Source organism: Kitasatospora sp. NPDC087861 (assembly GCF_044742585.1).
In the GTDB taxonomy this organism is placed as follows: Bacteria; Actinomycetota; Actinomycetes; order Streptomycetales; family Streptomycetaceae; genus Kitasatospora.
In genome coordinates, this window is sequence record NZ_JBIUUS010000001.1 from 255,302 (window position 1) to 278,931 (window position 23,630).

21 protein-coding genes and 1 tRNA gene are annotated in these 23,630 nt (G+C 71.2%); 11 read left to right on the forward strand and 11 right to left on the reverse strand.

Annotated elements, in window-relative coordinates:
• The first annotated feature begins 18 nt into the window (after nt 1-18).
• The 3 genes from cysS (at nt 19) to ACIOJE_RS01105 (ending at nt 4,503) form a co-directional block, all read left to right on the forward strand.
• Nucleotides 19-1,428 (forward strand): cysteine--tRNA ligase, encoded by a 1,410-nt coding sequence (gene cysS / locus ACIOJE_RS01095; protein WP_400772541.1) that lies wholly within the window; start codon nt 19-21, stop codon nt 1,426-1,428.
• A gap of 135 nt (nt 1,429-1,563) precedes the next feature.
• Nucleotides 1,564-2,556 carry a 23S rRNA (guanosine(2251)-2'-O)-methyltransferase RlmB gene (gene rlmB / locus ACIOJE_RS01100; RefSeq protein ID WP_280675576.1) on the forward strand — a complete coding sequence of 331 codons (993 nt, stop codon included), beginning with the start codon at nt 1,564-1,566 and terminating at the stop codon, nt 2,554-2,556.
• Between the two features lie 351 nt (nt 2,557-2,907).
• On the forward strand, nt 2,908-4,503 hold the full coding sequence (locus ACIOJE_RS01105) for a DoxX family membrane protein (protein ID WP_400772542.1): 1,596 nt from the start codon (nt 2,908-2,910) through the stop codon (nt 4,501-4,503).
• Between the two features lie 131 nt (nt 4,504-4,634).
• Here the strand turns inward: ACIOJE_RS01105 and ACIOJE_RS01110 are convergent, their stop codons facing one another.
• From ACIOJE_RS01110 to ACIOJE_RS01120, 3 genes are all read right to left on the reverse strand, one after another.
• Entirely contained in the window at nt 4,635-5,426 is a 792-nt protein-coding gene (locus tag ACIOJE_RS01110) for an NDP-sugar synthase (RefSeq protein ID WP_400669179.1), read from the reverse strand.
• A gap of 123 nt (nt 5,427-5,549) precedes the next feature.
• Nucleotides 5,550-6,029 (reverse strand): hypothetical protein, encoded by a 480-nt coding sequence (locus tag ACIOJE_RS01115; protein ID WP_280675570.1) that lies wholly within the window; start codon nt 6,027-6,029, stop codon nt 5,550-5,552.
• Between the two features lie 182 nt (nt 6,030-6,211).
• Nucleotides 6,212-7,303, reverse strand: a complete 1,092-nt coding sequence (locus ACIOJE_RS01120) for a sn-glycerol-3-phosphate ABC transporter ATP-binding protein UgpC (RefSeq protein WP_280675568.1) — start codon at nt 7,301-7,303, stop codon at nt 6,212-6,214.
• Between the two features lie 284 nt (nt 7,304-7,587).
• On the opposite strand from ACIOJE_RS01120, the gene ACIOJE_RS01125 reads away from it, so the two are divergent.
• A tRNA-Thr gene (locus ACIOJE_RS01125) sits at nt 7,588-7,661 on the forward strand.
• Nucleotides 7,662-7,895: 234 nt separating this feature from the next.
• Here the strand turns inward: ACIOJE_RS01125 and ACIOJE_RS01130 are convergent.
• The 5 genes from ACIOJE_RS01130 to ACIOJE_RS01150 form a co-directional block, all read right to left on the reverse strand.
• Nucleotides 7,896-8,492 carry a hypothetical protein gene (locus tag ACIOJE_RS01130; protein ID WP_400772544.1) on the reverse strand — a complete coding sequence of 199 codons (597 nt, stop codon included), beginning with the start codon at nt 8,490-8,492 and terminating at the stop codon, nt 7,896-7,898.
• Between the two features lie 220 nt (nt 8,493-8,712).
• On the reverse strand, nt 8,713-9,609 hold the full coding sequence (locus tag ACIOJE_RS01135; protein WP_280675564.1) for an aldo/keto reductase: 897 nt from the start codon (nt 9,607-9,609) through the stop codon (nt 8,713-8,715).
• Nucleotides 9,606-10,793, reverse strand: a complete 1,188-nt coding sequence (locus tag ACIOJE_RS01140; RefSeq protein ID WP_280675562.1) for a cupin domain-containing protein — start codon at nt 10,791-10,793, stop codon at nt 9,606-9,608. The genes ACIOJE_RS01135 and ACIOJE_RS01140 overlap by 4 nt, the downstream gene beginning before the upstream one ends.
• 13 nt (nt 10,794-10,806) lie before the next feature.
• Entirely contained in the window at nt 10,807-10,947 is a 141-nt protein-coding gene (locus tag ACIOJE_RS01145; protein ID WP_280675560.1) for a hypothetical protein, read from the reverse strand.
• 181 nt (nt 10,948-11,128) lie between these two features.
• Nucleotides 11,129-11,623: an ATP-binding protein gene (locus ACIOJE_RS01150; protein WP_280675558.1), complete on the reverse strand. Its 495-nt coding sequence runs from the start codon at nt 11,621-11,623 to the stop codon at nt 11,129-11,131.
• 203 nt (nt 11,624-11,826) lie between these two features.
• Between ACIOJE_RS01150 and ACIOJE_RS01155 the strand changes: the two genes are divergently transcribed.
• Both ACIOJE_RS01155 and ACIOJE_RS01160 read left to right on the forward strand, forming a co-directional pair.
• Nucleotides 11,827-13,140, forward strand: a complete 1,314-nt coding sequence (locus ACIOJE_RS01155) for a helix-turn-helix transcriptional regulator (protein WP_400772546.1) — start codon at nt 11,827-11,829, stop codon at nt 13,138-13,140.
• The gene (locus ACIOJE_RS01160) at nt 13,137-13,955 is read left to right on the forward strand and encodes a class I SAM-dependent methyltransferase (protein ID WP_400772548.1); all 819 of its coding nucleotides are present in this window, start codon (nt 13,137-13,139) and stop codon (nt 13,953-13,955) included. The genes ACIOJE_RS01155 and ACIOJE_RS01160 overlap by 4 nt, the downstream gene beginning before the upstream one ends.
• Before the next feature lie 48 nt (nt 13,956-14,003).
• Here ACIOJE_RS01160 and ACIOJE_RS01165 read toward each other — a convergent pair whose 3' ends face one another.
• On the reverse strand, nt 14,004-15,155 hold the full coding sequence (locus ACIOJE_RS01165) for a hypothetical protein (RefSeq protein WP_400772550.1): 1,152 nt from the start codon (nt 15,153-15,155) through the stop codon (nt 14,004-14,006).
• A 636-nt stretch (nt 15,156-15,791) separates the two neighbouring features.
• Complete coding sequence (locus ACIOJE_RS01170; protein WP_400772551.1) at nt 15,792-16,577, reverse strand: hypothetical protein; 786 nt, start codon at nt 16,575-16,577, stop codon at nt 15,792-15,794.
• 203 nt (nt 16,578-16,780) lie between these two features.
• Here ACIOJE_RS01170 and ACIOJE_RS01175 point away from each other — a divergent pair, with 203 nt between their 5' ends.
• From ACIOJE_RS01175 to ACIOJE_RS01185, 3 genes are all read left to right on the forward strand, one after another.
• On the forward strand, nt 16,781-18,085 hold the full coding sequence (locus tag ACIOJE_RS01175; protein WP_400772553.1) for an MFS transporter: 1,305 nt from the start codon (nt 16,781-16,783) through the stop codon (nt 18,083-18,085).
• 280 nt (nt 18,086-18,365) lie between these two features.
• A complete protein-coding gene (locus ACIOJE_RS01180) occupies nt 18,366-18,599 on the forward strand; it encodes a hypothetical protein (RefSeq protein ID WP_280675546.1) in 234 nt (77 codons plus the stop codon).
• Nucleotides 18,600-18,736: 137 nt separating this feature from the next.
• Nucleotides 18,737-19,282 carry a methylated-DNA--[protein]-cysteine S-methyltransferase gene (locus ACIOJE_RS01185; RefSeq protein ID WP_400772555.1) on the forward strand — a complete coding sequence of 182 codons (546 nt, stop codon included), beginning with the start codon at nt 18,737-18,739 and terminating at the stop codon, nt 19,280-19,282.
• A gap of 91 nt (nt 19,283-19,373) precedes the next feature.
• On the opposite strand, the gene ACIOJE_RS01190 is transcribed toward ACIOJE_RS01185, so the two are convergent.
• Nucleotides 19,374-20,453, reverse strand: coding sequence for an ATP-grasp domain-containing protein (locus ACIOJE_RS01190; protein WP_400772557.1), 1,080 nt, complete (start codon nt 20,451-20,453; stop codon nt 19,374-19,376).
• A gap of 377 nt (nt 20,454-20,830) precedes the next feature.
• Between ACIOJE_RS01190 and ACIOJE_RS01195 the strand changes: the two genes are divergently transcribed.
• Together ACIOJE_RS01195 and ACIOJE_RS01200 are read left to right on the forward strand one after the other, a co-directional pair.
• On the forward strand, nt 20,831-22,252 hold the full coding sequence (locus ACIOJE_RS01195) for a family 2B encapsulin nanocompartment shell protein (RefSeq protein WP_280675541.1): 1,422 nt from the start codon (nt 20,831-20,833) through the stop codon (nt 22,250-22,252).
• Between the two features lie 270 nt (nt 22,253-22,522).
• Nucleotides 22,523-23,572, forward strand: coding sequence for a family 2 encapsulin nanocompartment cargo protein polyprenyl transferase (locus ACIOJE_RS01200; protein WP_400772559.1), 1,050 nt, complete (start codon nt 22,523-22,525; stop codon nt 23,570-23,572).
• Nucleotides 23,573-23,630: the final 58 nt, after the last annotated feature.

The window sequence follows — 23,630 nt, forward strand, 5'->3', positions numbered from 1 at the left end:
CCCACTACGCTTGACGCTGTGAGCATTCGCCTGTACGACACCAGCACCCGCCAGGTACGCGACTTCGTCCCGCTTGTACCGGGCTGTGTCTCGATCTACCTGTGCGGCGCTACCGTCCAGTCGGCGCCTCATATCGGGCACATCCGGTCCGGGCTCAACTTCGACATCATGCAGCGGTGGTTCGCCTACCGCGGCTACCAGGTGACCTTCGCCCGGAACGTCACCGACATCGACGACAAGGTGATCGCCAAGGAGCGCGAGCTCGGCACCCCGTGGTGGCAGATCGCCTACGAGAACGAGCGCGCCTTCAACGACGGCTACACCGCGCTCGGCTGCCTGCCGCCGACCGTCGAGCCGCGGGCCACCGGGCACATCCCCGAGATGGTCGAGATGATGCAGGGGCTCATCGCGAAGGGCCACGCCTACGCGGCGGACGGCAGCGTCTACTTCGACGTGAAGTCGTACCCCGACTACCTCGCGCTCTCCAACCAGAAGCTGGCCGACCTGCGCCAGCCCTCGGCCGAGGGCGAGACCGGCAAGCGCGACCACCGCGACTTCGCGATGTGGAAGGCCGCCAAGCCGGGCGAGCCGAGCTGGGAGACCCCGTGGGGCCGCGGCCGTCCCGGCTGGCACCTGGAGTGCTCGGCGATGGCCCACAAGTACCTCGGCCCGGCCTTCGACATCCACGGCGGCGGGCTGGACCTGATCTTCCCGCACCACGAGAACGAGATCGCCCAGTCCAAGGCCTACGGCGACGACTTCGCCAACTTCTGGGTGCACAACGCCTGGGTCACCATGGCCGGCGAGAAGATGAGCAAGTCGCTGGGCAACTCGGTGCTGGTCTCCGAGATGGTCCAGCGGTGGCGGCCGATCGTGCTCCGCTACTACCTGGGCGCCCCGCACTACCGCTCGATGATCGAGTACAGCGAGGAGTCGCTGCGTGAGGCCGAGGCCGGTTTCGGCCGGATCGAGGGCTTCATCCAGCGCACCATCGAGCGCTGCGGGACGGTCGACGCCGCACCCGAGGTGCCGCCGGCCTTCGCCGAGGCGATGGACGACGACCTGGGCGTGCCGCAGGCGTTGGCCGTCGTGCACACCGCCGTCCGCCAGGGCAACAGCGCCCTGAACGCGGACGACAAGGAGAACGCGGTGGCGCGACTCGCCGAGGTCCGTGCGATGCTCGGAGTGTTGGGTCTCGACCCGCTCGACCCGCAGTGGGCCGGGACGGAGCGCGGCGAGGCTGGGACACTGAAGAGCATGCACGGTGTGGTCGACTCGCTGGTCCGCCTGGTCCTGGACCAGCGGCAGGCGGCGCGGCAGCGTAAGGACTTCGCCACCGCGGATGCCATCCGCGACCAGCTCGGCCTCGCCGGGCTGGTGATCGAGGACACCCCGTCCGGCCCGCGCTGGACGATCAACAGCCAGTAACCCCATCTGACGATCGGGGTGAGGGTGGGCCGTACCGGACCGGTGCGGCCCTCCCGCATGACGTAGCGCATGCCGTCGGCCGCCGCCGGACAGAACGGGGCGGCCGGGCATGCCGAACAGACAGGATGTACAGCCATGGCCGGCAACAGTGCGCGCAGGAACCGCCGCAACCCCGGATCGAAGAAGGGCGCGTCTGTCGGTACCGGCGGGCACAGCCGCAAGGCGCTCCAGGGCAAGGGCCCGACCCCGCCCGGGGAGGAGCGCAAGGGCCACCCGAAGCAGCGCGCCGCCAACGCCGCGATCAAGCGCGAGCGGGACGCCAAGGCCCGCGCCGGCATGCGCCGGTCCGGCGGTGGCGGGCGCGGCGGCCGCGGCGGCGCGGGTGCCGCCGAGCTGGTCTTCGGCCGCAACTCGGTGGTCGAGGCCCTGAAGGGCGACGTGCCGGCCACCGCGCTGTACGTCATGCAGTTCATCGACACCGACGACCGCGTCCGCGAGGCCTTCCAGGCCGCCAACGACCGTGGCATCCCGCTGATGGAGGCCCCGCGCCCGCAGCTGGACCAGATGACCGGCGGGCTCAACCACCAGGGCCTGGTGCTCCAGGTCCCGCCGTACGAGTACGCGCACCCCGAGGACCTGCTGGGCGAGGCCGCCGACGCCGGCCAGGACGCGCTGATCATCGCGCTGGACGGTGTCACCGACTCGCGCAACCTCGGCGCCGTGGTCCGCTCCGCCGCCGCCTTCGGCGCACACGGCGTGGTCATCCCCGAGCGCCGCGCGGCCGGCATGACCGCCGGTGCCTGGAAGACCTCCTCCGGCGCCGCCGCCCGGCTGCCCGTCGCCCGGGCCACCAACCTCACCCGCACCCTGGAGGCCTACCAGAAGGCCGGCCTGATGGTGGTCGGCCTGGCCGCCGACGGCGAGGCCGAGCTGGGCGACCTGGAGCTGCTGACCGGCCCGGTGGTGATCGTCGCGGGCAGCGAGGGCAAGGGCCTGTCCCGGCTGGTCTCGGAGACCTGCGACATGCGGGTGCGGATCCCGATGTCCGGGCTGACCGAGTCGCTGAACGCCGGTGTCGCGGCGGGCATCGTGCTGTACGAGGCCGCGCGGCTGCGGGCCAAGCGCTGATCCCTGGCGCACCGGCGGCCGCCGCAGCACGGGCCGCCGCCGGAGCGCGGGTCGCCGCCGGGGGCGCAGGCCGTTGCCGCAGCACGGGTCGCCGCCGCAGCACACGCGGTGGCCGGTGCGCAGGGGATCTTCTGAATTCTCCGCAGTCCGAGTGAAAAGCGATCGGGCCCGACCGGGCTCGATCGCTTTTCTCATGATCATTTCAAGCAGGCGCCGGACATCCACTCGGGAGAGTGTCCTAAGCGGCCGTCACCCGGTTAGACGGGCGTGGACACCAGAACACCTCGGCGCCCCCTGTTCGGCGGCGGCAGCACCGGGATAGACGCGGGCCCCGGCCTTGACACGGTCAAGGTGCCGTCCGACCCCGCGCGCCTCAGCAACACGCAGGCGAGCTTCCGGCTCCGGCTCGGCGCCCCGGTGCCGCCGCTGATCGAGGCCCCGGCCGGACTGCTGTCCACCGGTGCCGCGTTCGGCGACCCGTACGCGAACCAGGGCCTGATCCGCCGTCCGCTGGTCACCCCGCAGGTCGTCGTGCCCGCCTCCGCCGTCCCGGCGATGGCGGGGGCCGCCGGGGGCGGTGCGCCGCGCCGCAAGGGCCGGGTCACCGCCGTCACCTGGACCGGGCAGGCGCCCCCCGGGGACCTCGCGGCCACCCAGCTGCTGGAGGCCGTCCGGCTCACCGGTTCCGCCTCCGGGGGCGTCGGCCTGGCCGAGTCGGACACCCGGGTGATCCCGACCTACTCGGGTGCCCGGACCGTCCCGCGCCAGCCCCGGACGGGTGCCGGCACCGCCACCTACGCGGGCGTCGGCCCGGTCGGCGCGCCGCAGGGCTGGACCCCGAGCGGCGAGCTGCCCGAGGTCTCCGCGACGGCCGCCGAGGGTCGGCAGGCCTGGTACCCCGGACGCCGGGTCGACCTCGGCCTGGTCCTGTTGCCGCTGCGCGCCGTCCTCGGCTCGCTGTCCGTCTACGCCGGGTTCAGCAAGCTCTGCGACCCGGTGTACTTCGACGGCGGCGAGCGCGGCTCGATGATGCGCTGGCTCGCCTCGCTGCACCCCTGGAAGGTCGCCGAGCCGCTGCTGGCCTTCGCCATGGCGCACCCGGTCGGTGCCGGCCTGGCGGTGTCGTTCACCGAGATCGTGGTCGGTGTGCTGACCGTCCTCGGCCTCTGGCAGCGGCTCGCAGCCGGGGCGGCGATGCTGCTCTCCGCCGCGCTGCTGTTCACCGTCAGCTGGCGGGCCGTACCGGTCTACGACACGCCCGACCTGATCTTCCTGGCGGCCTGGAGCCCGCTGCTGATCGCCGGCGCGCCGTTCGCCTCCCTGGACGGGCGGCTCAGCCTGGAGGCCTGGCGGCGGTACGGCGCGGACGCGCCCGCCGCGCTGCGCCGACGGGTGCTGCGCCGCGGCACGGTGGTCACCACGGTCGTCGTCGGGCTGACCCTGCTGCTCGGCTCGATGCTCGGCGCGGCGGTGCGCACCGGCGCCCGGCCGCACCAGGCGCCGGCCCGTCCGGCCACCGACTACGGCACGCCGGTCTGGCCGGGCGGCGCCCCGACCGGCACCCCGGGCGGCCAGGGCTCGTCCACCTCGCCCTCGCCCGCCGCCCCGCGACCGGCCACCCCCACACCGAGCCCGACCGCTCCGCCCTCCTCCGCCCCGGCTTCCCGGCCGACCGGTCCGACGCCGAGCGGCAAGGGGCACTCCACCAAGGCGGAGAGCGGGGCCGGTGCGAGCCCGGCCGCGTCGTCCGCCGGCGCGCCGCCGGCCGGCTCCTCGCCCGCCCAGCGCAGCACCCCGGCCCCCGGCGGCTCGGGGACGGCGTCCAAGCCGAGCCCGAGCTCCGGGGCGGGCTCCGGGCTGCTCGGCGGGGTGCTGGGCAGCGCCCCGCTGGCCGACCTGTCCGGCGGCGCCCGCTCCTCCCGCCCGGGGGCGCCTACGTCCACCTGAGGGGTCTGACGGTTCGCGGACGCGGTCGGCCGGGTGCTCCATGGCGGAGCACCCGGCCGATTGCCGTTGCCGCTCGCTGCTGCTGCTCGTGCCTCGAGGGGTTGCTGCTTTGCCGTTCGTGCCCGGGGGCGTCACTGCGGGGCGCGGCCGGCCCCGGCGGCGAGCTCCTTGGCGGCCTCGGTGAGGTCCTTCGCGGTGTCGATGGCGCGCCAGTACACGCCCTGCGGCAGCTGGTAGCCCGCCAGCCGCTTGCTGCGCGCCAGTTGCGGGAACGTGGTGCGTTCGTGGTCGCCCACGTCCGGCAGCAGCTCGGCGAACTCCGGGCTGAAGACGTACAGCCCGGCGTTGATCAGGAACGGCGAGGGCGGTGCCTCGATGAAGTCCAGCACGTTGCCGAACTGGTCGGTCTCCACCGCCCCCCACGGGATCCGCGGCCGGGCCAGCGCGAGCGTCGCGACGGCGTCCCGCTCGTGGTGGAAGGCGGCCATGTCGCGCAGGCTGAACCGGGTCCAGATGTCGCCGTTGGTGGCGTACCAGGGCTCGTCCGGGCGGGGCAGCGCCTTGGCCGCGTACTTGAGGCCGCCGCCGCGCCCGAGCGGCTCCTCCTCGACCACCGTGCGGACGCGCAGCGGCAGGTCCGCCTTGTCGAGCCACTCCTCCAGCACGTCGGCGAGGTGCCCGCAGGAGACCACCACGTCGGTGACGCCCTCGGAGGCCAGCCAGGCCAGCTGGTGGCCGAGGATCGGCGTGCCCGTTCCCGGGATCTCGACCAGCGGCTTGGGGCGGTCGTCCGTGTAGGGCCGCAGCCGCGAGCCCTGGCCGCCGGCCAGGATCACGGCCTGGGTGACGGGCGTCGTGGTCGGCCGGGGCGGATGGGGCGGCGGGGACGTGAGGTCGGCGGTGGGGCCGGAGTCAGCGGTCATGCCTGAACAATAAGGCGCCCACCGGGCCGGTCGGCCGGAGCCGTGGACGCCGGTGGGGGCCGCCGGTTGAGGTCGCGGGGGTCGGCCGGATCCGCCGCGGGGCAGCCCGAGCCGCTGACGTCGTCAGCCGGCGATGCCCGCCGCGAACGACCCGTCGCAGACCGGGCGGGCGAACGACCGGGCCCGCTGCACGTCGCCCTGGTACTTGCGCACCGCGGCCTTGCCCAGCTCGGTGGCGAGCGAGGTGCAGTACGGCGTCAGCGACGGCTGCTCGCGCATCGAGCGCTCCAGCAGGTCCAGCGCGGCGGACGGGTTCTTCGCCCGCAGCTCGTCCAGCAGCACCACCCGCAGCGACTCCTGCGGGGCGAGCCCGTCCGAGGACGTGCCCGCGGCCGCGTTGGTGGCGGTGTTGGGGGCGGCGTTGGTGGTGGCGGAACGCCCGATCCCGGCACCGTCACCGCTGGACGCCGCCACGACCTGCTGGTCGAGGCCGGTCGGCGGGGCCCACGGCACCCGGGTCACGGCGAGGGTGCCGGTGGTCACCAGGACGACCGGCAGGGTCAGGGCGACGGTCTGGCCGATACGGCGCACAAGCTGCTTCACCCTCAGGAGAGTAGCGGTGGGTGCGGGTGTGATCGCCCTCCGTTACACCATCGAGTGACACCGTGTCCGGTTTCGTCCCCACACCGTGTTGACGCGGGGGTGTACGGACGGAGCCCGCCGGACCGGGAGTGGTCCGACGGGCTCCGCGTGGTGGCTCGCCCGGACGACCGGGCACGCCGTGCTCAGCTGCTCAGGCGGGCACCCGAGCTGGTGGAGAACACGTGGGTCTCGTTGGCGATCGGCACGACGTGGATCGTCTCGCCGCGGGCCGGGATCTGCCGGCCGTGCACGCGGACGACCAGCTCCTTGTCCTCGCCGCCGATCTTGGTGGTGCCGTACACGAAGCCGTCCGAGCCGAGCTCCTCGACCACGTTCACGGTCACCGCGACGCCCTCGATGCCGCCCGCCGGGACGATCTCGAAGTGCTCCGGGCGGATGCCGACGGTCACCGACTTGTCGGTGCCGGCGCCGGCCAGGTCGTCACGCGAGACGTTGACCACCGAGCCGCCGAACTTCACGCCGCCGTCCACCAGCGGCACCTCGACCAGGTTCATCGCCGGCGAGCCGATGAAGCCGGCCACGAACAGGTTGGCGGGCTTGTCGTACATGTTGCGCGGGGTGTCGACCTGCTGCAGCACGCCACCCTTGAGCACCGCGACCCGGTCGCCCATGGTGAGCGCCTCGGTCTGGTCGTGGGTGACGTACACCGTGGTGATGCCCAGGCGGCGCTGCAGGCCGGCGATCTGGGTACGGGTCGAGACGCGCAGCTTGGCGTCCAGGTTCGACAGCGGCTCGTCCATCAGGAAGACCTGCGGCTGGCGCACGATCGCGCGGCCCATCGCGACACGCTGGCGCTGACCGCCCGACAGCGCCTTCGGCTTGCGGTCCAGGTACTCCGTCAGGTCGAGGATCTTCGCGGCCTCCTCGACCTTGGTGCGGATCTCCGCCTTGTTCACGCCGGCGATCTTGAGCGCGAAGCCCATGTTCTCGGCGACGGTCATGTGCGGGTACAGCGCGTAGTTCTGGAACACCATGGCGATGTCCCGGTCCTTCGGCGGCAGGTGTGTGACGTCCCGGTCGCCGATCCGAATGGAGCCGCTGTTGACGTCCTCCAGACCGGCCAGCATGCGCAGGCTGGTCGACTTGCCGCAGCCCGACGGGCCGACCAGCACGAGGAACTCGCCGTCCGCGATCTCCAGGTCCAGCGCGTCCACCGAGGGCTTGTCCGCCCCGGGGTAGACACGGGTCGCCTGCTCGTACGTGACAGAAGCCATGGTCGTACTCTCCTCCACCGGCAGGAACGTGCCGGACGATCCGAGTAAAGGGGGATTCGTTCGTCTCCATCAGCCCGCCCAGTGGTCTGAACCACCACACGAACCGACTTCCGGCGACGCTACCTGCGCTTCCGCGGCTTGTCAGCCCCCAGCCCGCCCGATTTCGGCATCGGTTCCATCACGCCCACCCCACTCCACCAACCCCCGGATATCCCCACACCCCACCACCCCGGCCCGGTAGACTGCCCCCGGTGCCGCCGTGATCCATCGCGGACGGTCACCGTGCCTCCTTAGCTCAGCTGGCCAGAGCACCGCTCTTGTAAAGCGGGGGTCGTCGGTTCGAACCCGACAGGGGGCTCTCGTTTCCACCCTAGATGAGCTGCAGTTTTGGCCTTCTGGGGGGCTTCGTCACCGGCCTCGGACGTCTCGTCCGGGGCCGTTTGCGTGAGCGGATAGCCCGGTGGGCTGGGGGAAGTTGTGGGGTAAGGAGTCCTTACCCCGGCCCACGCCCCTTGGGGCGGAGCACGTTGTCGCGTTGGATATCCAAAGGGCTACCCAACGCGCCGCCCTCGACCAGGGGGCCGAGGGCCGGTCATCTGGTGATCGCGGAGAGCCGCCTTCGCAGGGGCTCCTCCAGGTCGAGGTTGTCCCCTCGAGTAGTGGTCTGCAGCAGTTCAGTGATGACGACCAGTTCGGCGAACTGCCCGGCCGGCGTGTCGAGGATATGGGCGAGTTGGTGACGGACCTGGGCGGCGGTGTCCGGCACGAGGAGGCTGTACGAGTGCAACAGCGCCGCGTCGTACCCGGCAGGCGCGGTGCCCCAGCCTTCCCAGTCGAGGACCGTGAGGGTTGGGCCCGTGAGGTTGGCCCAGTGCAGGTCACCGTGGGCCGTCGTCCAGGTGGGCACTGCGGTGTCGATCGGGATGCCCAGGTACTGGGGCATGGCGCGGTCCAGGTATTCCTGCCGGACCGCCACCCGGTTGCTGGGAACGGTGGCAATGGCGTCGAGGGCGGTGCTGAGCCCGTCCCACCAGGCGTCGTCCAGATCGGGCGCTTCCCGGAGGATCGGCTCGTGGGTAGTGATGGTAGAGGTGGCGATTTTGTCGTACAGCTCCGCCAGGTAGCCGTGCCCGTCCTCGGTCCAGGTACGCCGCTCCCGCAGGCGCGGCCTGGGTACCGCAGGAGGCATGAGCCGTTCTGCCTCCTGCGGTCCCTCCCAGAGCTTCCCGCCGGCCCTGTCGGCCGGGGCGGACACCAGGCGGAGCCAGAGCTCGCCGGACGCCGTGGCAACCGGCCGGCTGAGGGTGCGCCCTCGCCAGCCCCATGTCTCGCGTGAGCCTATCGCCGTCGCGTCGAGCGTCGCTGCTGCTGTGGTGTGCATTCCGCGCATCCGCCTGGCGGTGTCCGGCTCAGGTTCCGAGTACATCAACGACCCTTCGGAGTACGTCCGGAGACAACGGCGGTTGGCCGACGGCTTCGGCGGCCCGCATCCAGTGTTCCGGGTTTCCCGTCGACAGGAGCACGCGCTTCACCCCTGGGGCTGAAGCAACGACTGCGAGGGCGGTCTCGGCAGGGGTCTTGCCAGGGGTGATCAGCTCGGACAGTTCCGGGGGTACCAGGCCAGGGATCTCGCCGCCGTGGAGCGGGGCGGAGGCGAACACCTCCAGTCCCGCAGCCAGGGCATCGGCCAGCGGGCCGTGTCCGTCGAGAGCCTGGGCGACGGGCGCAAGGTGGACGAGGGAGACCGGGAGCTGGATGGCCCACAGGTGATGATCCGGTCCGCCGGCCTTGGTCGCGAGTTCGATCAGCGTGGGTACGTCGAAGAGCCCGCTACTGAAGCCGCGCCAAGTCGCCACTCCGTAGGCGCTGATGATCTGTTGGCTGCACGCCTCCTCCAGGGCCAGGAAGGCGTTGGAGAGCCGGCCGGTGATCTCGCCGTCCGGGCAGGAGTGCTCGGGGTTGTGCACGAACACCAGGTCGGGTACCCGGCCGAGCATGAGCCTGCTCCGCGCGAGCTGCCAGGTGATGTAGTCCGGGGTGAGACAGTGCCCGCCCTCGGCGTCCGCCGGGGACAGGGCACCGGCTCGCACACCGATGTGCCCGGCGCCGGCCGGGACGAAGCCCACCTTGGTGGAGACGCACAGATCGGGGTAGGCAGCCAGAACCACGGCGAGCGACATCTCCGCCCGGCCGACTGCGTAGTTGGGCGCTGTGTCCACCCAGCCCGCACCACTGGAGGCGGCCATCAGCGCGGCCTCGGCCACATCGAGGCAGCGGTAGGTGCCAAGGCCCAGCCGGGCAGTCATCGTGGGCCTCCGACCGCGGCGGCCTGGCCGTCGACCAGCTCCGTCACGACAGCGGCCGCCTGGCCGAGAGTGATGTGTGCGGCCTGCGCGAGATCGGCCAGCCGGTGAGGTTCCCCGTCGGCGAGGAGCGCGAGCATCGGCTCGGCCTTGGCGGCAAACGTCCACTCCTCACCTCCGGCGGTAAACCGGACGGTGCCGTCGGGCATGGCCGCGAGCGCGGGCCGCGTGGTGACCAGGTGTACCTGCAGGTCGGCATCCGGTGGGGCCGCCGTGATGTGGGGCAGCGACGGTGCGAGCCGGGCTCGCTCGGTGGCGTCGCGAGCGGAGGAGAAGCGGGTGAGCAGGTCGTCGCTCTCCAGCTCGGTCGCGATGAGCTTGCCGATCGTGTCGAGGAAGGCGCGCTGCTCCTTGGCGGCCGCGAGGCGTGGGACATCCGCTCGGACGGCCTCGTGGGCACGCAGCATCTCCGACAGCCAGGTGATCAGATCGGCGCCGGTTGTGCTCTGCAGCCCGCACGTGACGTGCAGCGAGTGCTGGCCCTCGGAGGCGGCGACGGCGTGCCACCAGCCCCGAGGCAGATAGAGCACATCGCCGGCGGTGAGGACCAGATCGGCAAGGGGCTCTTCCGGCGGCGGCTCCGGTGTCTCGACGTCGCGGTGCATCGGCACCGTGCGGGTGGGGCCGTAGATACGCCAGCGCTTCGCGCCGTCGAGCTGGACGACAACCACGTCGTGATCGTCCCAGTGGACGCCGAAGCCTTCGATGCCGGTCCAGGAGGCGTACAGGTTGGCCTGCACGCCGGTCCGCAGCCGGCGCTCCAGCTGGCCGGCCAGAGCACCGATTCCGGGGTGCAGTTCGTCAACGGCGTCCAGGACCAGCGTGGCGCCCTCGGCGAGACGCTGGTGCAATTCGGAGGGTTGGAGCTGGTGCCAGATGGTGTTGCGCCGGGTGGTAATCGGCCGGGAGTACGTGTGCGCGGGCAGCTGCTCCCCGTTGGTGGCGAGTCGCAGGCGAGGGGGTTCGAACCGGTGGTGGGTCAGGATGGCGTTGAGGTCATCCCAGCTCATGAGTCCAGCGAGTGACGCGGCTTCACCGCGTGCGACCTTGAAGCTGCGGCCGAGCGTCTGGGCGAGGAAGTCATCCCCGCCCAGATGCTCAACCACCGAGAAGTGCTCGGCGGTCATCGTGATGCAGCCGTCAGTCGTTGGTGTCGGTACGGCCGGTGGAGCCGCCGTCCGACCCCTGCTCGCCGCGCGAGCGGGCCGCGGTGACCTTCGCACGGGCGACCAGCAGGCCGTCGCCCTCCAGGTCGGTGTTGGCCGTCAGGTTCTCGGGCATGAAGCACTCCTTCGGTTTCATGGGGCGGGCCGACTGCCCGGCCCCGTAGTGGGTGCAGCGATGGATCCGTTGCCAGGGCAAGCCGTTGGCAAGGAACCTCAGGTGCTTGTGCCGCGTGGCTGTTGACCAGCGCGGCCACCTGCATCCCCCCAAGCCCGCGTCGGGGCGGGAGGAAGTCTTGTCAGGCACTGGTCGGGACGACGTCCCGTGCCTCCGGGGCCGCGGCCCTCACCAGCACGGTGAGTCGCTCGTCGCCCGAGACGGCGGCGGTGGTGCCGACCTCGAACCAGATCCGTTTGCCAGCGGGGTCCGGCTCGGCGCCCCAGTTCGTCGCGAGCGCTGCCACCAGGAACAGCCCGCGCCCGTCGGTGGCGTCGAGATCGATCCGGCCGGCAGCCGGGAGTTCGTGGCCGACGTCCGTCACCTCGACGCGCAGCCGTTCACCGTCCCAGGACACGCACACGACGCACGGGGCGTGGGTGTGGGACACGGCGTTGGTGATCAGCTCGCTGGACAGCAACTCGACATCGCGGAGCGCGTCCTCGGCCAGCGGCAGGTCCCAACCGCGCACGGTCCGTATCACCCGCCGCCGGGCGTCCGGCACGGCCTCGGCAGTGGGTAGCACGCGAAAGCCGAACGGGGCGGGCGGAGTGGCTTGGCGAGTGGCGACGGACATGAGCGCGGACCTTTCACCGGGACGAGGTCGGCAGCGGGCCGATTCGCGCCGGGATTCACCCGGCAGGTATCTACGGAACCGTCTCCAACGCCGGTGAACCAGAGCAGAATTGAAGCGGCAACGAGGCATCCGTGCTGCAAACCTGGGCATGACCAGGCCTGTTATGGCTACAGACGAACTGACGTACTTCTGGAGGACGCGGGATGGCATCCAGGAGGTCCCGGCTGATACAGCGCAGGGAGGCTGTCGGCCACACCCAGGAATCCCTGGCTGAAGCCCTCGACGTGGACCGTACGACCGTGGGGCGATGGGAGAGCGGTAGGGGTGCCCCACAACCCTGGATGCGGCCGAAGCTCGCCCGCGCTCTGGAACTCTCGGTCGATCAGTTGGCCGACCTGCTGGCAGCACCCCCTGCAGTCGCCGAAGTAGTTCCACCGCCCAGCAGCGTCGGCGACGCCTCGACTCCCGTGCCTGCCCGGCGCACGGACCACGACAACGATCTCATAGTGGCGGTGGCAGCCGACTCGGCAGAGTCCGCGCTCTTCCTTCGCTTCGCGAGCGCCTCCAACGTGGACGACATGCTGCTCGAACAGATCGACGCGGACATCGCGAGGCTGGCAGGGGACTACGTGAGCAAGCCGGTGTCCGAGCTCTTTCACGACATCGGAACCCTCCGGCGAGGAGTGTTCGACTTACTCCAAGGCCGCCAACACCCTTACCAGACAAGCCATCTCTACCTGCAGGCCGGACGCCTCTGTGGCCTGGCCACCCATGTCGCCCTCGACCTCGGCCAGTACGCAGCTGCGGCTACCCATTCGCGAACGGCCTGGCGCTGCGCGGAGTCAGCCGGCCACAACGGTCTCCGGGCCTGGATCCGATCCGTCCAGTCCCTGATCGCCTACTGGCAGCAGGACCACCGCCAGGCCGCCGAGCTGGCCAGAGCCGGACTGCCGTACGCGGACAGCGGGACGATCGCCGCCCGCCTGCTCAGCCTCGAAGCACGGGCCACCGCCGCGCTCGGCGACAGCGCGAGCGCGCTACGGGCCGTGGAAGCGGCCGCGGTGGCGCGGAGCACAGCAGCCGCCGTGGATCTTCCCGGCGTGTTCACGTTTCCCGAGGCCAAGCAGTGGACCTACGCCGGCACCGCCCTCCTGGCCTTGGGCAGCCGGTCGTATGTGAACCGCGCCATCGAGGCGTCCTCCAGGGCCATCGCCTTGTATCAGTCCGCACCGCGGCAGGAGCAGTCCTCCGGTGACCTGCTGGCCGCCCGCCTCGACCTCGCCAACGCCCACCTCGCCCACGGCGATCTCGACGGCGTGCAGGAGAAGCTCTCGGTGGTGCTGGACGCTGCGCCGGACCGGCGAACAGCGAGCATCTCTGCCCGACTTCGGGCCCTGAGCACTCGTCTCGCCGAGCCCGCCCACGCAGGCTCCCCGATCGTCCTGAGCCTCCGTGAGAATGTCAGAGAAGCCTGCTCCCGACCCGCACTCACGAACCCGCCGGAGCTGCCACAGTGACGAGCAACACCGCACAGCAGGACGCCGCAGTCGCCGACAAGACGATCCTCGCGAACAGGGCCTACGCCGACGGACGCCACCTGGCCGCCCGCCAGTCCATCTACCGGTGGCAACAGCCGCAGTACGACCTGCCCGGGATCGTCGTCGAGGAGCTGGCCAACACCAGCGGCACCGTCATCGACGTCGGCTGCGGCAACGGCAAGTTCGTCAGCCGTCTGCACAGGGACCGCCCAGACCTTCAGGTCGTCGGGATGGACATCTCAGCGGGCATCCTCGCCGACGTCGAGAAGCCAGTCCTGGTGGCCGACGCCCAGGCCCTGCCCTTCGCCGGCGACAGCACCGACGCCGTGTTGGCCCTGCACATGCTGTACCACGTTGGCGACATTGAGGCGACTATCGAGGAGTTGGCCCGAGTCCTCCGTCCTGGTGGCGTACTAATGGTCTCGACCAACAGCGATATGGATAAGCGAGAACTCGGTCAACTCTGGGCCAGGGCTGCAGGCGAGGTACTGGGCATCCCCGAAGGACCAGCGCGAGTCTCCCTCAGTTCACGCTTCTCGCTGGAAAAAGCTCCGAGCTACCTTCGGGCGGCGTTCAAGGAGATCCGCGTTCGGGGATTGCCAGGCACCATTGACGTGACTGACCCGGCGCCGATTATCGCGCACCTAGCTTCCTATGAAGCGTGGGCCGAGCAGTGTGGTGTCCCTTTTCGTGAGACGGTCGACCGGGCCGCAGAGATCGCCGCTGGCGCCATCAAGGCGGACGGCTCATTCAAGATCACGTGCCGTGGTGGCATCCTGACTTGCAGGCGGTAAGGGGCCATGTCGGCAAAATGACATGGCGATTCCCTGGCGCCATTGCGATTATTCTGACTCATCCGGCCTCTTCCAAGGCGGAAAGAGTAGTCGTTCAAATGCTTTCTTTGCATCGCGGATGAAGTTGGCGTGGTTTTGGTAGTCGTAGTGCCACGCTTTGCCGCCTCTGCCTGTGCGGTGCCCGTATAGATTGTTCCAATCTCGACGCAGAGACTGCCAAGTGGCCCCGTCTGCTGGCTCGATAAAATGAGCCAGTCCGGTCGGGCCTGCCTGCAGTGGACGGCCTGTCCTGCCAGTCCGCCGCGGATGGTCGACGCGGGAGGCTACGTGCGGCCCGATATGTTGGGCGAGTCGGTAGTGCTTCTCTGACAGTGATTTGATAGGGCCTGAATGGAGCCGGGCCTTGAGTCGACTGTAAATGTCTGCCACTTGGTCGGGCGTGAGGAATGGATCAAGGGTCATTGTGACGCGGCTGCAAGCGGCTGTCGCGCCATGGCGAATAGATGCGGATCCCGTGTAAACGAACACCTCGGGTTGTCGTCCTGTGAGTACGAAGGTTGCCGCCTCTGATTGGCGCCACTGGTAGGCGCCCGCAATGTCCATGGAAATCTTGGCAAGATCCCCCAGTGTCCAACGAGAGTCCACCGTCAGAGCCAACTCGCGGTGGTTCGCAATGTACCAGAGATCGACGACGGGGTTTTCGCTTGGTCGGCGCGCAGTAAGAAGGGCCTCGATGTGTCGGGTTCCGTTGCTGTCGGAGGAATCGGCATTGAAGTGATCCATTATCCACTGATTCACGTCTTCCGGTGGGAGGAGTTGAAAGTCGGGGTAGTCGCCTCGCCCTGCTATCCAGGCTTCGTACTCTGGCGTGTCTTGGGGGACCAAATAGGAGCGGCGAAACCACTCCACCTTGGAGTCACTGTTTGCCCAGGCCGCGTAGATGGCAGAGAGTGCATCGATCCTCGCTGAAGCAGAAACCGTGGTTGGCCGCATCGATGGGGTTGGACCGTCCGCCCGAGTGGCAGGAGTGTGCCCGTATATGGCCATTCTCTGCTTGATGGCTGTGACAAGCTCCCGGCGGACCGCCGCACGGTCGGTGCGCTGGCTCATCGCCTCTCCGTCTCCGGCGAGGTCCTCCCACATGGCGTCGGACATCCGCCAACCCAATGCCTTCTCGACATCAGCACGGAGGTTTGTCATCTTGGCTCCCCTCAAGATGACAAACCATCCTAGGCCCGTCGACCGAAGAACGGGTGGGTAAGGAGATGTCGTGGGAATGGCCGCAGATCTGGTCTGCATGCACATGGCTGCAGGAGGGCAGTGGCTTCTCGGTGCAGTGGTTGTCACACCGGTGGCGCTCATCTGCGGCACCATCGTCATCTTGGTTCTATCGGTAGCCCGAAGCCATCGGCTTCTTGCTGTCAAGGCGCTGGCACCGGTGTTGGTGGCCCTCGTTGAACGGATCAGAAGGCAGCGTGGGGGAGCTCGCCCCAGGATTCGTGACTGACCATGGTGCTGTCGTAGGCCAGAGCGCACAACGTCGCGGGCGGACGTCCCTTCCTCGGTAGCGGGTCTGCGAGTTCTCTGCGTGAGCGGACGGGGCGGCAGGGGCCATCTGGAGGCGGATCACGTAATCGGCCGTGTGGCGCTGACCTGCAGGTTCAGCGCCACACGACATCAGGCGTCACACCCCGTCATGATCCGAGTTCGTCTTGTAAAGCGGGGGTAGTCGGTTCGAACCCGACAGGGGGCTCTGTGTGAGGAGTGGTTGGTGGGAGTGCCCCGGGTCGGGTCAGTCCGGGGCGTTTTCGTTGGTGGGCCGGGCCGGTGGCGTCTTCAGTGGGGTGGGCGGAGCTGGCGCAGGGTCCAGCCGGGGGTGTGGGTGGTGAAGAGTTCGGCGGCGCGGCGGTAGGAGAGGCGGGCGCGGCCGGTGTGGGGGCAGCGGTCGGTGGTGGGGGTGCCGGCGGGGGCGCGGCGGTCGGTGAGGAAGAGCGGGCCGGTGGTGCGACCGGCGGTGAGCAGGGGGAGTAGGCGGGCGGTGCCGGTCTGCCAGTGGACGGCGGCGCGGCCGGGCCGGGGGAGGGTGCGGCGGCAGGGCAGGTCGAGGTCGTCGATGTTCAGCGCGAGGACGGTTTCGATGGCGGCGCCGGACTCGTGGAGCAGGTGCCAGAGCGCCTGTTCGCGCAGGGGTGCGCGGAGGGCGAAGAGGGCGCGGAGGTCGTCGGGGGTCAGGGGGGTGGTGGCCGGTTCGGGCCGTGAGCGGGGGTGCAGGTCGGTGGTCGGGTCTCCGTCGAGCCAGTGTTGGGCCCGCCACCAGGCCACGGCGGCGCGCAGGGTGGAGAGTTCGCGGTTGAGCGTGCGCGGGTCGGTGTCGGCGCTGCGGCGGTCGGCGGCGGCGCGCAGGCGGTGGGCGGCGTCCGGGTGGTCGAGCAGGGCGAGGGGGAGGACGGGCGGCCGGGCGCGCCGCCGTTCGGGGCCGGTGGGGGCGGGGCGGTCGGCGAGGGCCCAGGCCCAGGTGTTCAGGGCGATCCGATAGATCCGGCGGGAGCCCTCGGCGAGCCCGGAGTCGGCCAGGTAGCGCTCGACGGCGACGGCGTACTCGACCGGGGGAAGCTCTGCCATGTCGGGACTCATTCCGCAGTAAATCGGCTGGGATCGGCCACCCAGAGCATACTCATCAGGTGCAGTAAATCGCAGGTGAATGGCCATGAATGGTGATGTTTACTGCGGCAGTTGGCGCGGTCGGAAATATTGAGGCCAAAAGGCTCAACTTTTCCCCGGAAACCCTTGAACGCCACTCCCGCCCGGAGGCAGACTTGCCGCCCATGGCAGTGGATACGGAACGGATCCCGGCCCGCCGGAGGCGGCTGGGAGACCGGCTCGCCGTGCTGGGCGAGCGCGACTTCACATGGTTCTTCGTCGGCTACTCGACCTCCCTCCTCGGCTCCTCGATGGCGCCGGTGGCGGTGGCCTTCGCGGTGCTCGACGGCGGTGGCAGCGGGACCGACCTGGGGTGGGTGATGGCGGCCCGGATCCTGCCGGTGGTGCTGGTGCTGCTGGCCGGCGGGGTGATCGCGGACCGGTTCGGCAGCCGCCGGGTGATGCTGGGCTCGGACGTCGTGCGCGGGCTCGTCCAGGCGGTGTTCGCCGCGCTGCTGGTGGCCGGGCGGGCGCCGCTCTGGGCGATGGTCGTGCTGGTGGCCTTGTGGGGGCTCGGCGAAGGGCTGTTCCTGCCGGCCCTCGGGGCGATCGTGCCCGACCTGGTGAGTCGGAAGGAGCTCCTGGCGGATGCGAACTCCCTGCTGGGGCTGTCCCGTTCGGTGACCACGGTGGCCGGGCCCACGGTGGCCGGTCTGGTGACGGCGGCTCAGGGTCCGGCGGCGGTGCTGCTGGTCGACGCGGTGACGTACGGCGTCGGCGCGTTCGCCCTGGCCAGGCTCAGGCTGCCCGCGCGGGTGGCGAACGCGGACGGCGGTGAGGAGTCGATGCTCGCCGACCTGCGGGCGGGCTGGTCGGAGTTCGCCTCCCGGCCGTGGTTCTGGATCACCACGGCGCACATGGGGCTGTTCAACCTGCTGGTCTGGGCGCCCTTCCTGGTCCTCGGCCCGCTCACCGCGCGGCAGGAGCTCGGCGGCGCCCGCGCCTGGGGCCTCGTGATGGGTGTGTACGGCGTCGGTGCGGTGCTGGGCGGGCTGTTGATGCTCGGGCGCCGGCCCGGCCGACCGCTCGTGGTGGCCACCGTGGCCACGCTGGGTTGGGCGTTGCCCTCCGGCGCGCTGGCGGCCGGCGCGCCGCTGCCGTGGGTGGTTGCCGGCGCGCTGGTGGCGGGCGGCGGTTCGGCGGTCTGCGGGACGTTGTTCAGCACGACGATGCAGCACTGGGTACCGCCGGAGGTGCTCGGCCGGGTCAACTCCTTCGGGGCGCTGGGCGCGTTCGTCCTGGGACCGCTCGGGCTGGCCGCGGCCGGTCCGGTGGCCGGTCGGATCGGGGTGGAGAAGGTCCTGCTGCTCGGCGTGGTCTGGCAACTCGCCTCCTGCGCCGTGGTGTTGGCGGTTCCGGCGGTACGGAACCGCCGCTGGGAGGGGGACGGTGGCCGGGAGGGCGAACATCACGGCGAGCGGGAGCGTTGACCGGACGGGCGAGCGCCCCAGGAAGCAGGACGGGCGAGCGTCCCAGGAAGGGCGAGCGTCCCAGGGAGAGGGGCGGCCGCGGCGAGGCCCGCCCCCGACCCGCCCCCCGAACGGCTCCGGGGCGCACCCCCGGCCCCCGGTGCGGCCCACCGCGCACCGGCCCCGGCCGGCCCCGGAGCGCTGCCCCGCCCGGCCGCCGCACCCCCACAGCCCTGTGGCGGGCACGGCGGCCGGGCCGGTCGTACCGTGGAGGGTGCGGGGGTGGACGGAGGAGGTTGCCATGCCCGGTTCGCTCACCATCAGCCACCACGAGTCCGCGGTCACCCTGGACCACACGGACGCCGAGCGCCTCGCCACCGTACTGGCGGAGCTGGCGTACCTGCTGGAGATCCCGGGGCCGAACCGGATCAACGACGCCCAGCTCACCCTGCTGTGCGAGGGCCGGGCGCCGGACCGCGCCGAGCTGTCGCACTGGTCCCGGGCGCTCGCGGCCGAGCTGAAGGGGCGGCTCTGACGGCCCCGGTGCCGGGCGAGGCCGACGAGGCGCCGCCCCGCCCGCCGTACGATGGCGCGCGGGGCGGACGGGTCGCGAACGCCCTGCGGGCGCCGGGATGGCCGGCGGCCGGCCCGGCGGAGGGTGGGGGCCCGAGCGTGCCGCAGTCCTGGTCGATGTCCTGGCTGACCGTGGAGACACCGCTACCCAGCGGTCCGATGCACATCGCCGTGACGCCGCTGGGCGTGGCGGCGGCCGGGTACGGCGGCCGGGACGGCGAGCTGCCGCCGTGCACCGACGCGTCGAAGACCGCCGCTGTCCGGGAGCGGATCGGCGCCTATCTGGCGGGCCGCAGCCACGAGTTGGGCCTGCCGATCGACTGGAGCCTGAGCTCCGGGCCGCACCGCACCGTGCTGCGCACGCTCTGGCAGGAGGTGCCGTACGGCCGGACCATCACCTACGGCGAACTGGCCGCCCGTAGCGGGGTGTTCGAGGACGTGGCCGAGCCCGGCCTGGCGGCGCGGACGGTCGGCCAGATGATGGCCGCCAACCCCGTCGCCCTGCTGGTGCCCTGCCACCGGGTGGTGGCGGCGGACGGGATCGGCGGCTTCGGCGGCGGCCGGGTGGGGATCGACGTGAAGCGCTGGCTGCTCATCCTGGAGGGGGTGCTGGAGCCGACCCTCGACTGGAACGGCCCGCTGTAGCGGCAGCCCGGGCGGGCGCTGCCAGGCAAGGCCCGCGGTCGTGCCCGCCCGGGCCGCCGCTGCCACCCGAGACCGGCCGTAGCGCCCCCGGCTACCGCTGCCGCACCAGGGAGACCACGCTCGGCGCCCGGCGCGGCCGCACCGGCTGGATGCCCGAGACCAGCGTGTACTCGACGCCGTGCACGTCCGGCTCCACCCCCGTGGGCTCCGGCCGTTCACCGAGCGCCAGCCGTACGGCCTCCCAGGGCAGGTTGAGGCCGCACAACCGCAGTTGGTGCAGCCCGGCGGCGGGCCGGGTGTTGACGTCGATCACCACCGGCCGCCCGGCCAGTTCGCGGAACTGGACGTTGGACAGGTACGCCATCCCGCTCGCCCGGACCAGCTGCCGGACCGGCTCCAGGTACCGCGCGTCGGTGGTGAAGCCCCGGCGCCGGCCCTCCTTGGTGCGGCCGACCACGGTGAGCGGGCGGCCGTCCCGGTCGGCGAGGCAGTCCACCGAGACCTCCGGCCCGTCCAGGTAGGGCATCACCAGCAGGTCGACCGGGTCGATCCCGGCATTCCCCGGACCCGGTCGGGCGGACAGGGCGGCGGCCACCTGCTCGACCTGGACCCGGTGGTCCCAGCCGTTCAGCCGCCGAGGCCCGTACGGCTCCCGGGTGAGCACCCGGAAGCCCGCTCCGCCCGCGCCGGTGGTGGGCTTGAGGCAGGCGGTGTGCCCGGCGGCCTCGATCCGGTTGATGGCGTCGAGCAGTTCGTCGGCGGTGCGGACCCGCCACCAGGGCGGGGTGGGCAGCCCGGCGGCGGCGATCGCGCGGTAGCCGTCGGCCTTGCTGGCGTACGTGGCGATCGCGGTGGCGGGGGGACAGAGCAGGGTGGTGCCGATCGCCTCGAACTCGGGCCCGGCGAGGGCGATGGCGAGTTGGTGGAGCTGCGGCAGGAAGACGGTTATGGAGTGCCGGGCGCAGTAGTCGAGCGCGTAGCCGACGTAGGCGTCGGCGGGCAGGTCGGCGGGTTCCAGGGTGCCGTGGTCGGCGGCGGCGAGCATCGGGGAGTCGGGGTCGGCGTGGGTCGCGTGGACCGTCACCGGGCGCGGGGCGGTGCGGAGTTGTTCGATGAAGAAGATGTTCTCGGCGTAGGTGCGGTTGAACCAGACGCGTGCGGGAGCTGTCAAGACTGCCTCCCCGGGCATGGAGTGACGGAAGGTCAGGGTCCGGTCCCGGCCGTGCTCGTCAACTGGCCTGGCGGCCCTGTGGGGTGGCACCTTAGCGGCCGGTTCCTCGGGCCTGGGCGGGAGGGGCATCGCGCGCGAGGGTGTCCGGAGGCGACCTCGGAGGGGGCGTCGATGGGGGAGGATGGGAGGCGACGCTCCGATGAGTTCGATTAATCAGTCGAACAAATATCGATCGGGTGATCCAGTCGTACTATTTGTTCGGCTATTCCGACCACTCGAATGAGTGATTGCGGCATACCGCCGAATGGGCGCACCATGAAGCTGCAACATGAATGTGCAAGGCGACACTTTCATCGGGCATGCGAAGGGCTCCCCTTATGTCGACCGAAACCAATGCCGGTGTTCCCGCCCCGGGCGGGCAGCCCGAGATCCGGCAGCAGCAGAGTCTGAGCACGGCGGGTGCGCGCAACCTCGCCACGACCACCAAGTCCGCGCCGCAGATGCAGGGCATCAGCCCGCGCTGGCTGCTCAGGATGCTGCCCTGGGTGCAGGTTTCCGGCGGTACCTACCGGGTCAACCGCCGCCTGCGCTACTCGGTCGGCCGAGGTCGGGTGAGCTTCGTCAAGACCGGTGCCGAGGTGCGGATCGTCCCGCCGACGCTCGCCGAGGTGCCGGTGCTGCGCGGCTTCCAGGACGAGGCCGTCCTGGAGGAGCTGGCCGGGCGCTTCGTGCAGCGGGAGTTCTCCGCCGGCGATGTGCTGGTCTCGGCCGGGACGGCGATCGACGAGGTCTTCGTCATCGCGCACGGCAAGCTCGACCGGATCGGCACCGGCAAGTACGGCGAGGAGACGGTGGTCGGCACCCTCGCCGACGGCGACCACCTCGGTGACGAGGCCCTCCAGCAGGAGGACGGCGCCTGGCCGTACACCGTCCGGGCCGCCACCTCCGGCACCGTGATGGCGCTCTCCTGGCCCGCCTTCCAGGAGCTCCACGACCGCTCCGAGGCGCTGCAGCTCCAGGTCATCGAGTACCTGAACGGCTTCCAGCAGGCGCAGAACAAGCACGGCGAGGCCGCGATCGACCTCTCCGCCGGCCACCAGGGCGAGTACGAGCTGCCCGGCGCCTTCGTGGACTACGAGCTCAGGCCCCGCGAGTACGAGCTGAGCGTCGCCCAGACCATCCTCAAGGTGCACTCCCGCGTCGCCGACCTCTACAGCCAGCCGATGAACCAGACCGAGCACCAGCTCCGGCTGACCATCGAGGCGCTGCGCGAGCGCCAGGAGCACGAGCTCGTCAACAACCCCGAGTTCGGCCTGCTGGAGAACGCCGCGTACGACCAGCGGATCCAGACCCACTCCGGCCCGCCCACCCCGGACGACATGGACGAGCTGCTCAGCCGCCGCCGCAGCACCAAGATGTTCCTCGCCCACCCCAAGGCCATCGCCGCCTTCGGCCGGGAGTGCAGCAAGCGCGGCCTCGTCCCGGGCACGGTCGAGGTCGAGGGCAGGCACGTCACCGCCTGGCGCGGGGTGCCGGTCTTCCCGTGCAACAAGATCCCGGTCATCGGCGGGAGCACCACCTCGATCATCGCGATGCGCGTCGGCGAGGACAACCAGGGCGTCGTCGGCCTGCACCAGACCGGAATTCCGGACGAATACCAGCCCAGCCTTTCGGTGCGGTTCATGGGAATCGACGACAAGGCCATCATTTCTTATCTGGTCAGCGCCTACTACTCCGCCGCGATTCTGGTGCCGGATGCGGTCGGTGTCCTGGAGAACGTGGACGTCGCGCAGCGCTAGGGCCGGACGGCCACGCAGCACCAGAGCCCGACAGCCGAGCAGTGCTGGAGCCGGACGGCCACGCAGCACCAGAAACCGGGCAGTCACCAGAACCCGGCAGTCGCCAGGACCGACCGGGCCGGTCGGAATCGAAGCCGCGCCGCCCGGCCGGGGAGCCCACACCCCGGCCGGGCGGCGTGCCGCGGCACGTCCGGAAGCCGGGCCGGCCATCCCACGGCCGGCACCTCACACCAGGCCGCCTCACGGCAGGCCGACAGGGGGAGAAGACCCATGACGAGTCCCACGCTGGAGCGGGATCACAAAGAGGGGCACGAGGCGGCGGACGTCCTCGCCCGGGCCCGCACCCTGGTCGACCCGGTCCTGCGGGCCGCCGTCGACTCGCTGCCGGGCGCGATGCGCAAGGTCGCCGGCTACCACTTCGGCTGGTGGGAGGCGGACGGCTCGCCCGCCGAGGCGCCCTCCGGCAAGGCGATCCGGCCGGCTATGGTCCTCGCCGCCACCCAGGCGCTCGGCGGTACGCCCGCCACGGCCACCGCCGCGGCCGCCGCCGTCGAGCTGGTGCACAACTTCACCCTGCTCCACGACGACGTCATCGACCGGGACGGGACGCGCCGCCACCGGCCCACCGCCTGGCGGGTGTTCGGCACCACCGAGGCCATCCTGGCCGGAGACGCCATGCACTCGCTGGCGCTGCGCCTGCTCGCCGAGGACGACCACCCGGCCGCCCGGAGCTCCGTACGCCGGCTCACCGACTGCGTGGTCGAGCTGTGTGAGGGCCAGCAGATCGACTGCGCCTTCGAGCAGCGCAGCGACGTCTCGCTCGCCGAGTGCCTGGCGATGGCGGAGGCGAAGACCGGCTCCCTGCTCGGTGCCGCCTGCGCGATGGGCGCCCTGTACGGCGGCGGGGCGGAGGAGGCCGCGCAGGCGATGGACGGCTTCGGCCGGGAGATCGGGCTGGCGTTCCAGCTGATCGACGACCTGATCGGGATCTGGGGCGATCCGGCGGTGACCGGTAAGCCGGTGGGTGCGGACCTGGTCGCCCGGAAGAAGTCGCTGCCGGTGGTCGCGGCGCTGGGCTCCGGCACCCCGGAGGGGGACCGGCTCGCCGCGCTGTACGCCCTCGAACGCCCGCTCAGTCCGGAGGAGTTGGCGCACTGCGCGGCGGCCGTCGAGGGCGCCGGCGGGCGCGGCTGGGCGCAGGGCGAGTCCTGCGAACGGATGGCCGCGGCGATGGCGCAGCTGGCCACGGCCGTTCCGGAGCCGTCCGCGGCCGACGAACTGCTGGCGCTCGCCGAGCTGGTGACCCGCCGCACCCACTGACCGGGCTCGTCGGGAGTGGGAAGTCGGCCGGCCCGACGTCCCACTCCGCAGGCGTCCG

Excerpts from the sequence above, each read along its gene's own strand:
- rlmB (WP_280675576.1), top strand. The coding sequence starts at position 1,564 with ATGGCCGGCAACAGTGCGCGCAGGAACCGCCGCAACCCCGGATCGAAG.
- ACIOJE_RS01110 (WP_400669179.1), bottom strand. The coding sequence starts at position 5,426 with ATGACCGCTGACTCCGGCCCCACCGCCGACCTCACGTCCCCGCCGCCC.
- ACIOJE_RS01120 (WP_280675568.1), bottom strand. The coding sequence starts at position 7,303 with ATGGCTTCTGTCACGTACGAGCAGGCGACCCGTGTCTACCCCGGGGCG.
- ACIOJE_RS01130 (WP_400772544.1), bottom strand. The coding sequence starts at position 8,492 with ATGCCTCCTGCGGTACCCAGGCCGCGCCTGCGGGAGCGGCGTACCTGG.
- ACIOJE_RS01135 (WP_280675564.1), bottom strand. The coding sequence starts at position 9,609 with ATGACTGCCCGGCTGGGCCTTGGCACCTACCGCTGCCTCGATGTGGCC.
- ACIOJE_RS01140 (WP_280675562.1), bottom strand. The coding sequence starts at position 10,793 with ATGACCGCCGAGCACTTCTCGGTGGTTGAGCATCTGGGCGGGGATGAC.
- ACIOJE_RS01145 (WP_280675560.1), bottom strand. The coding sequence starts at position 10,947 with ATGCCCGAGAACCTGACGGCCAACACCGACCTGGAGGGCGACGGCCTG.
- ACIOJE_RS01150 (WP_280675558.1), bottom strand. The coding sequence starts at position 11,623 with ATGTCCGTCGCCACTCGCCAAGCCACTCCGCCCGCCCCGTTCGGCTTT.
- ACIOJE_RS01155 (WP_400772546.1), top strand. The coding sequence starts at position 11,827 with ATGGCATCCAGGAGGTCCCGGCTGATACAGCGCAGGGAGGCTGTCGGC.
- ACIOJE_RS01165 (WP_400772550.1), bottom strand. The coding sequence starts at position 15,155 with ATGACAAACCTCCGTGCTGATGTCGAGAAGGCATTGGGTTGGCGGATG.
- ACIOJE_RS01170 (WP_400772551.1), bottom strand. The coding sequence starts at position 16,577 with ATGGCAGAGCTTCCCCCGGTCGAGTACGCCGTCGCCGTCGAGCGCTAC.
- ACIOJE_RS01175 (WP_400772553.1), top strand. The coding sequence starts at position 16,781 with ATGGCAGTGGATACGGAACGGATCCCGGCCCGCCGGAGGCGGCTGGGA.
- ACIOJE_RS01180 (WP_280675546.1), top strand. The coding sequence starts at position 18,366 with ATGCCCGGTTCGCTCACCATCAGCCACCACGAGTCCGCGGTCACCCTG.
- ACIOJE_RS01195 (WP_280675541.1), top strand. The coding sequence starts at position 20,831 with ATGTCGACCGAAACCAATGCCGGTGTTCCCGCCCCGGGCGGGCAGCCC.
- ACIOJE_RS01200 (WP_400772559.1), top strand. The coding sequence starts at position 22,523 with ATGACGAGTCCCACGCTGGAGCGGGATCACAAAGAGGGGCACGAGGCG.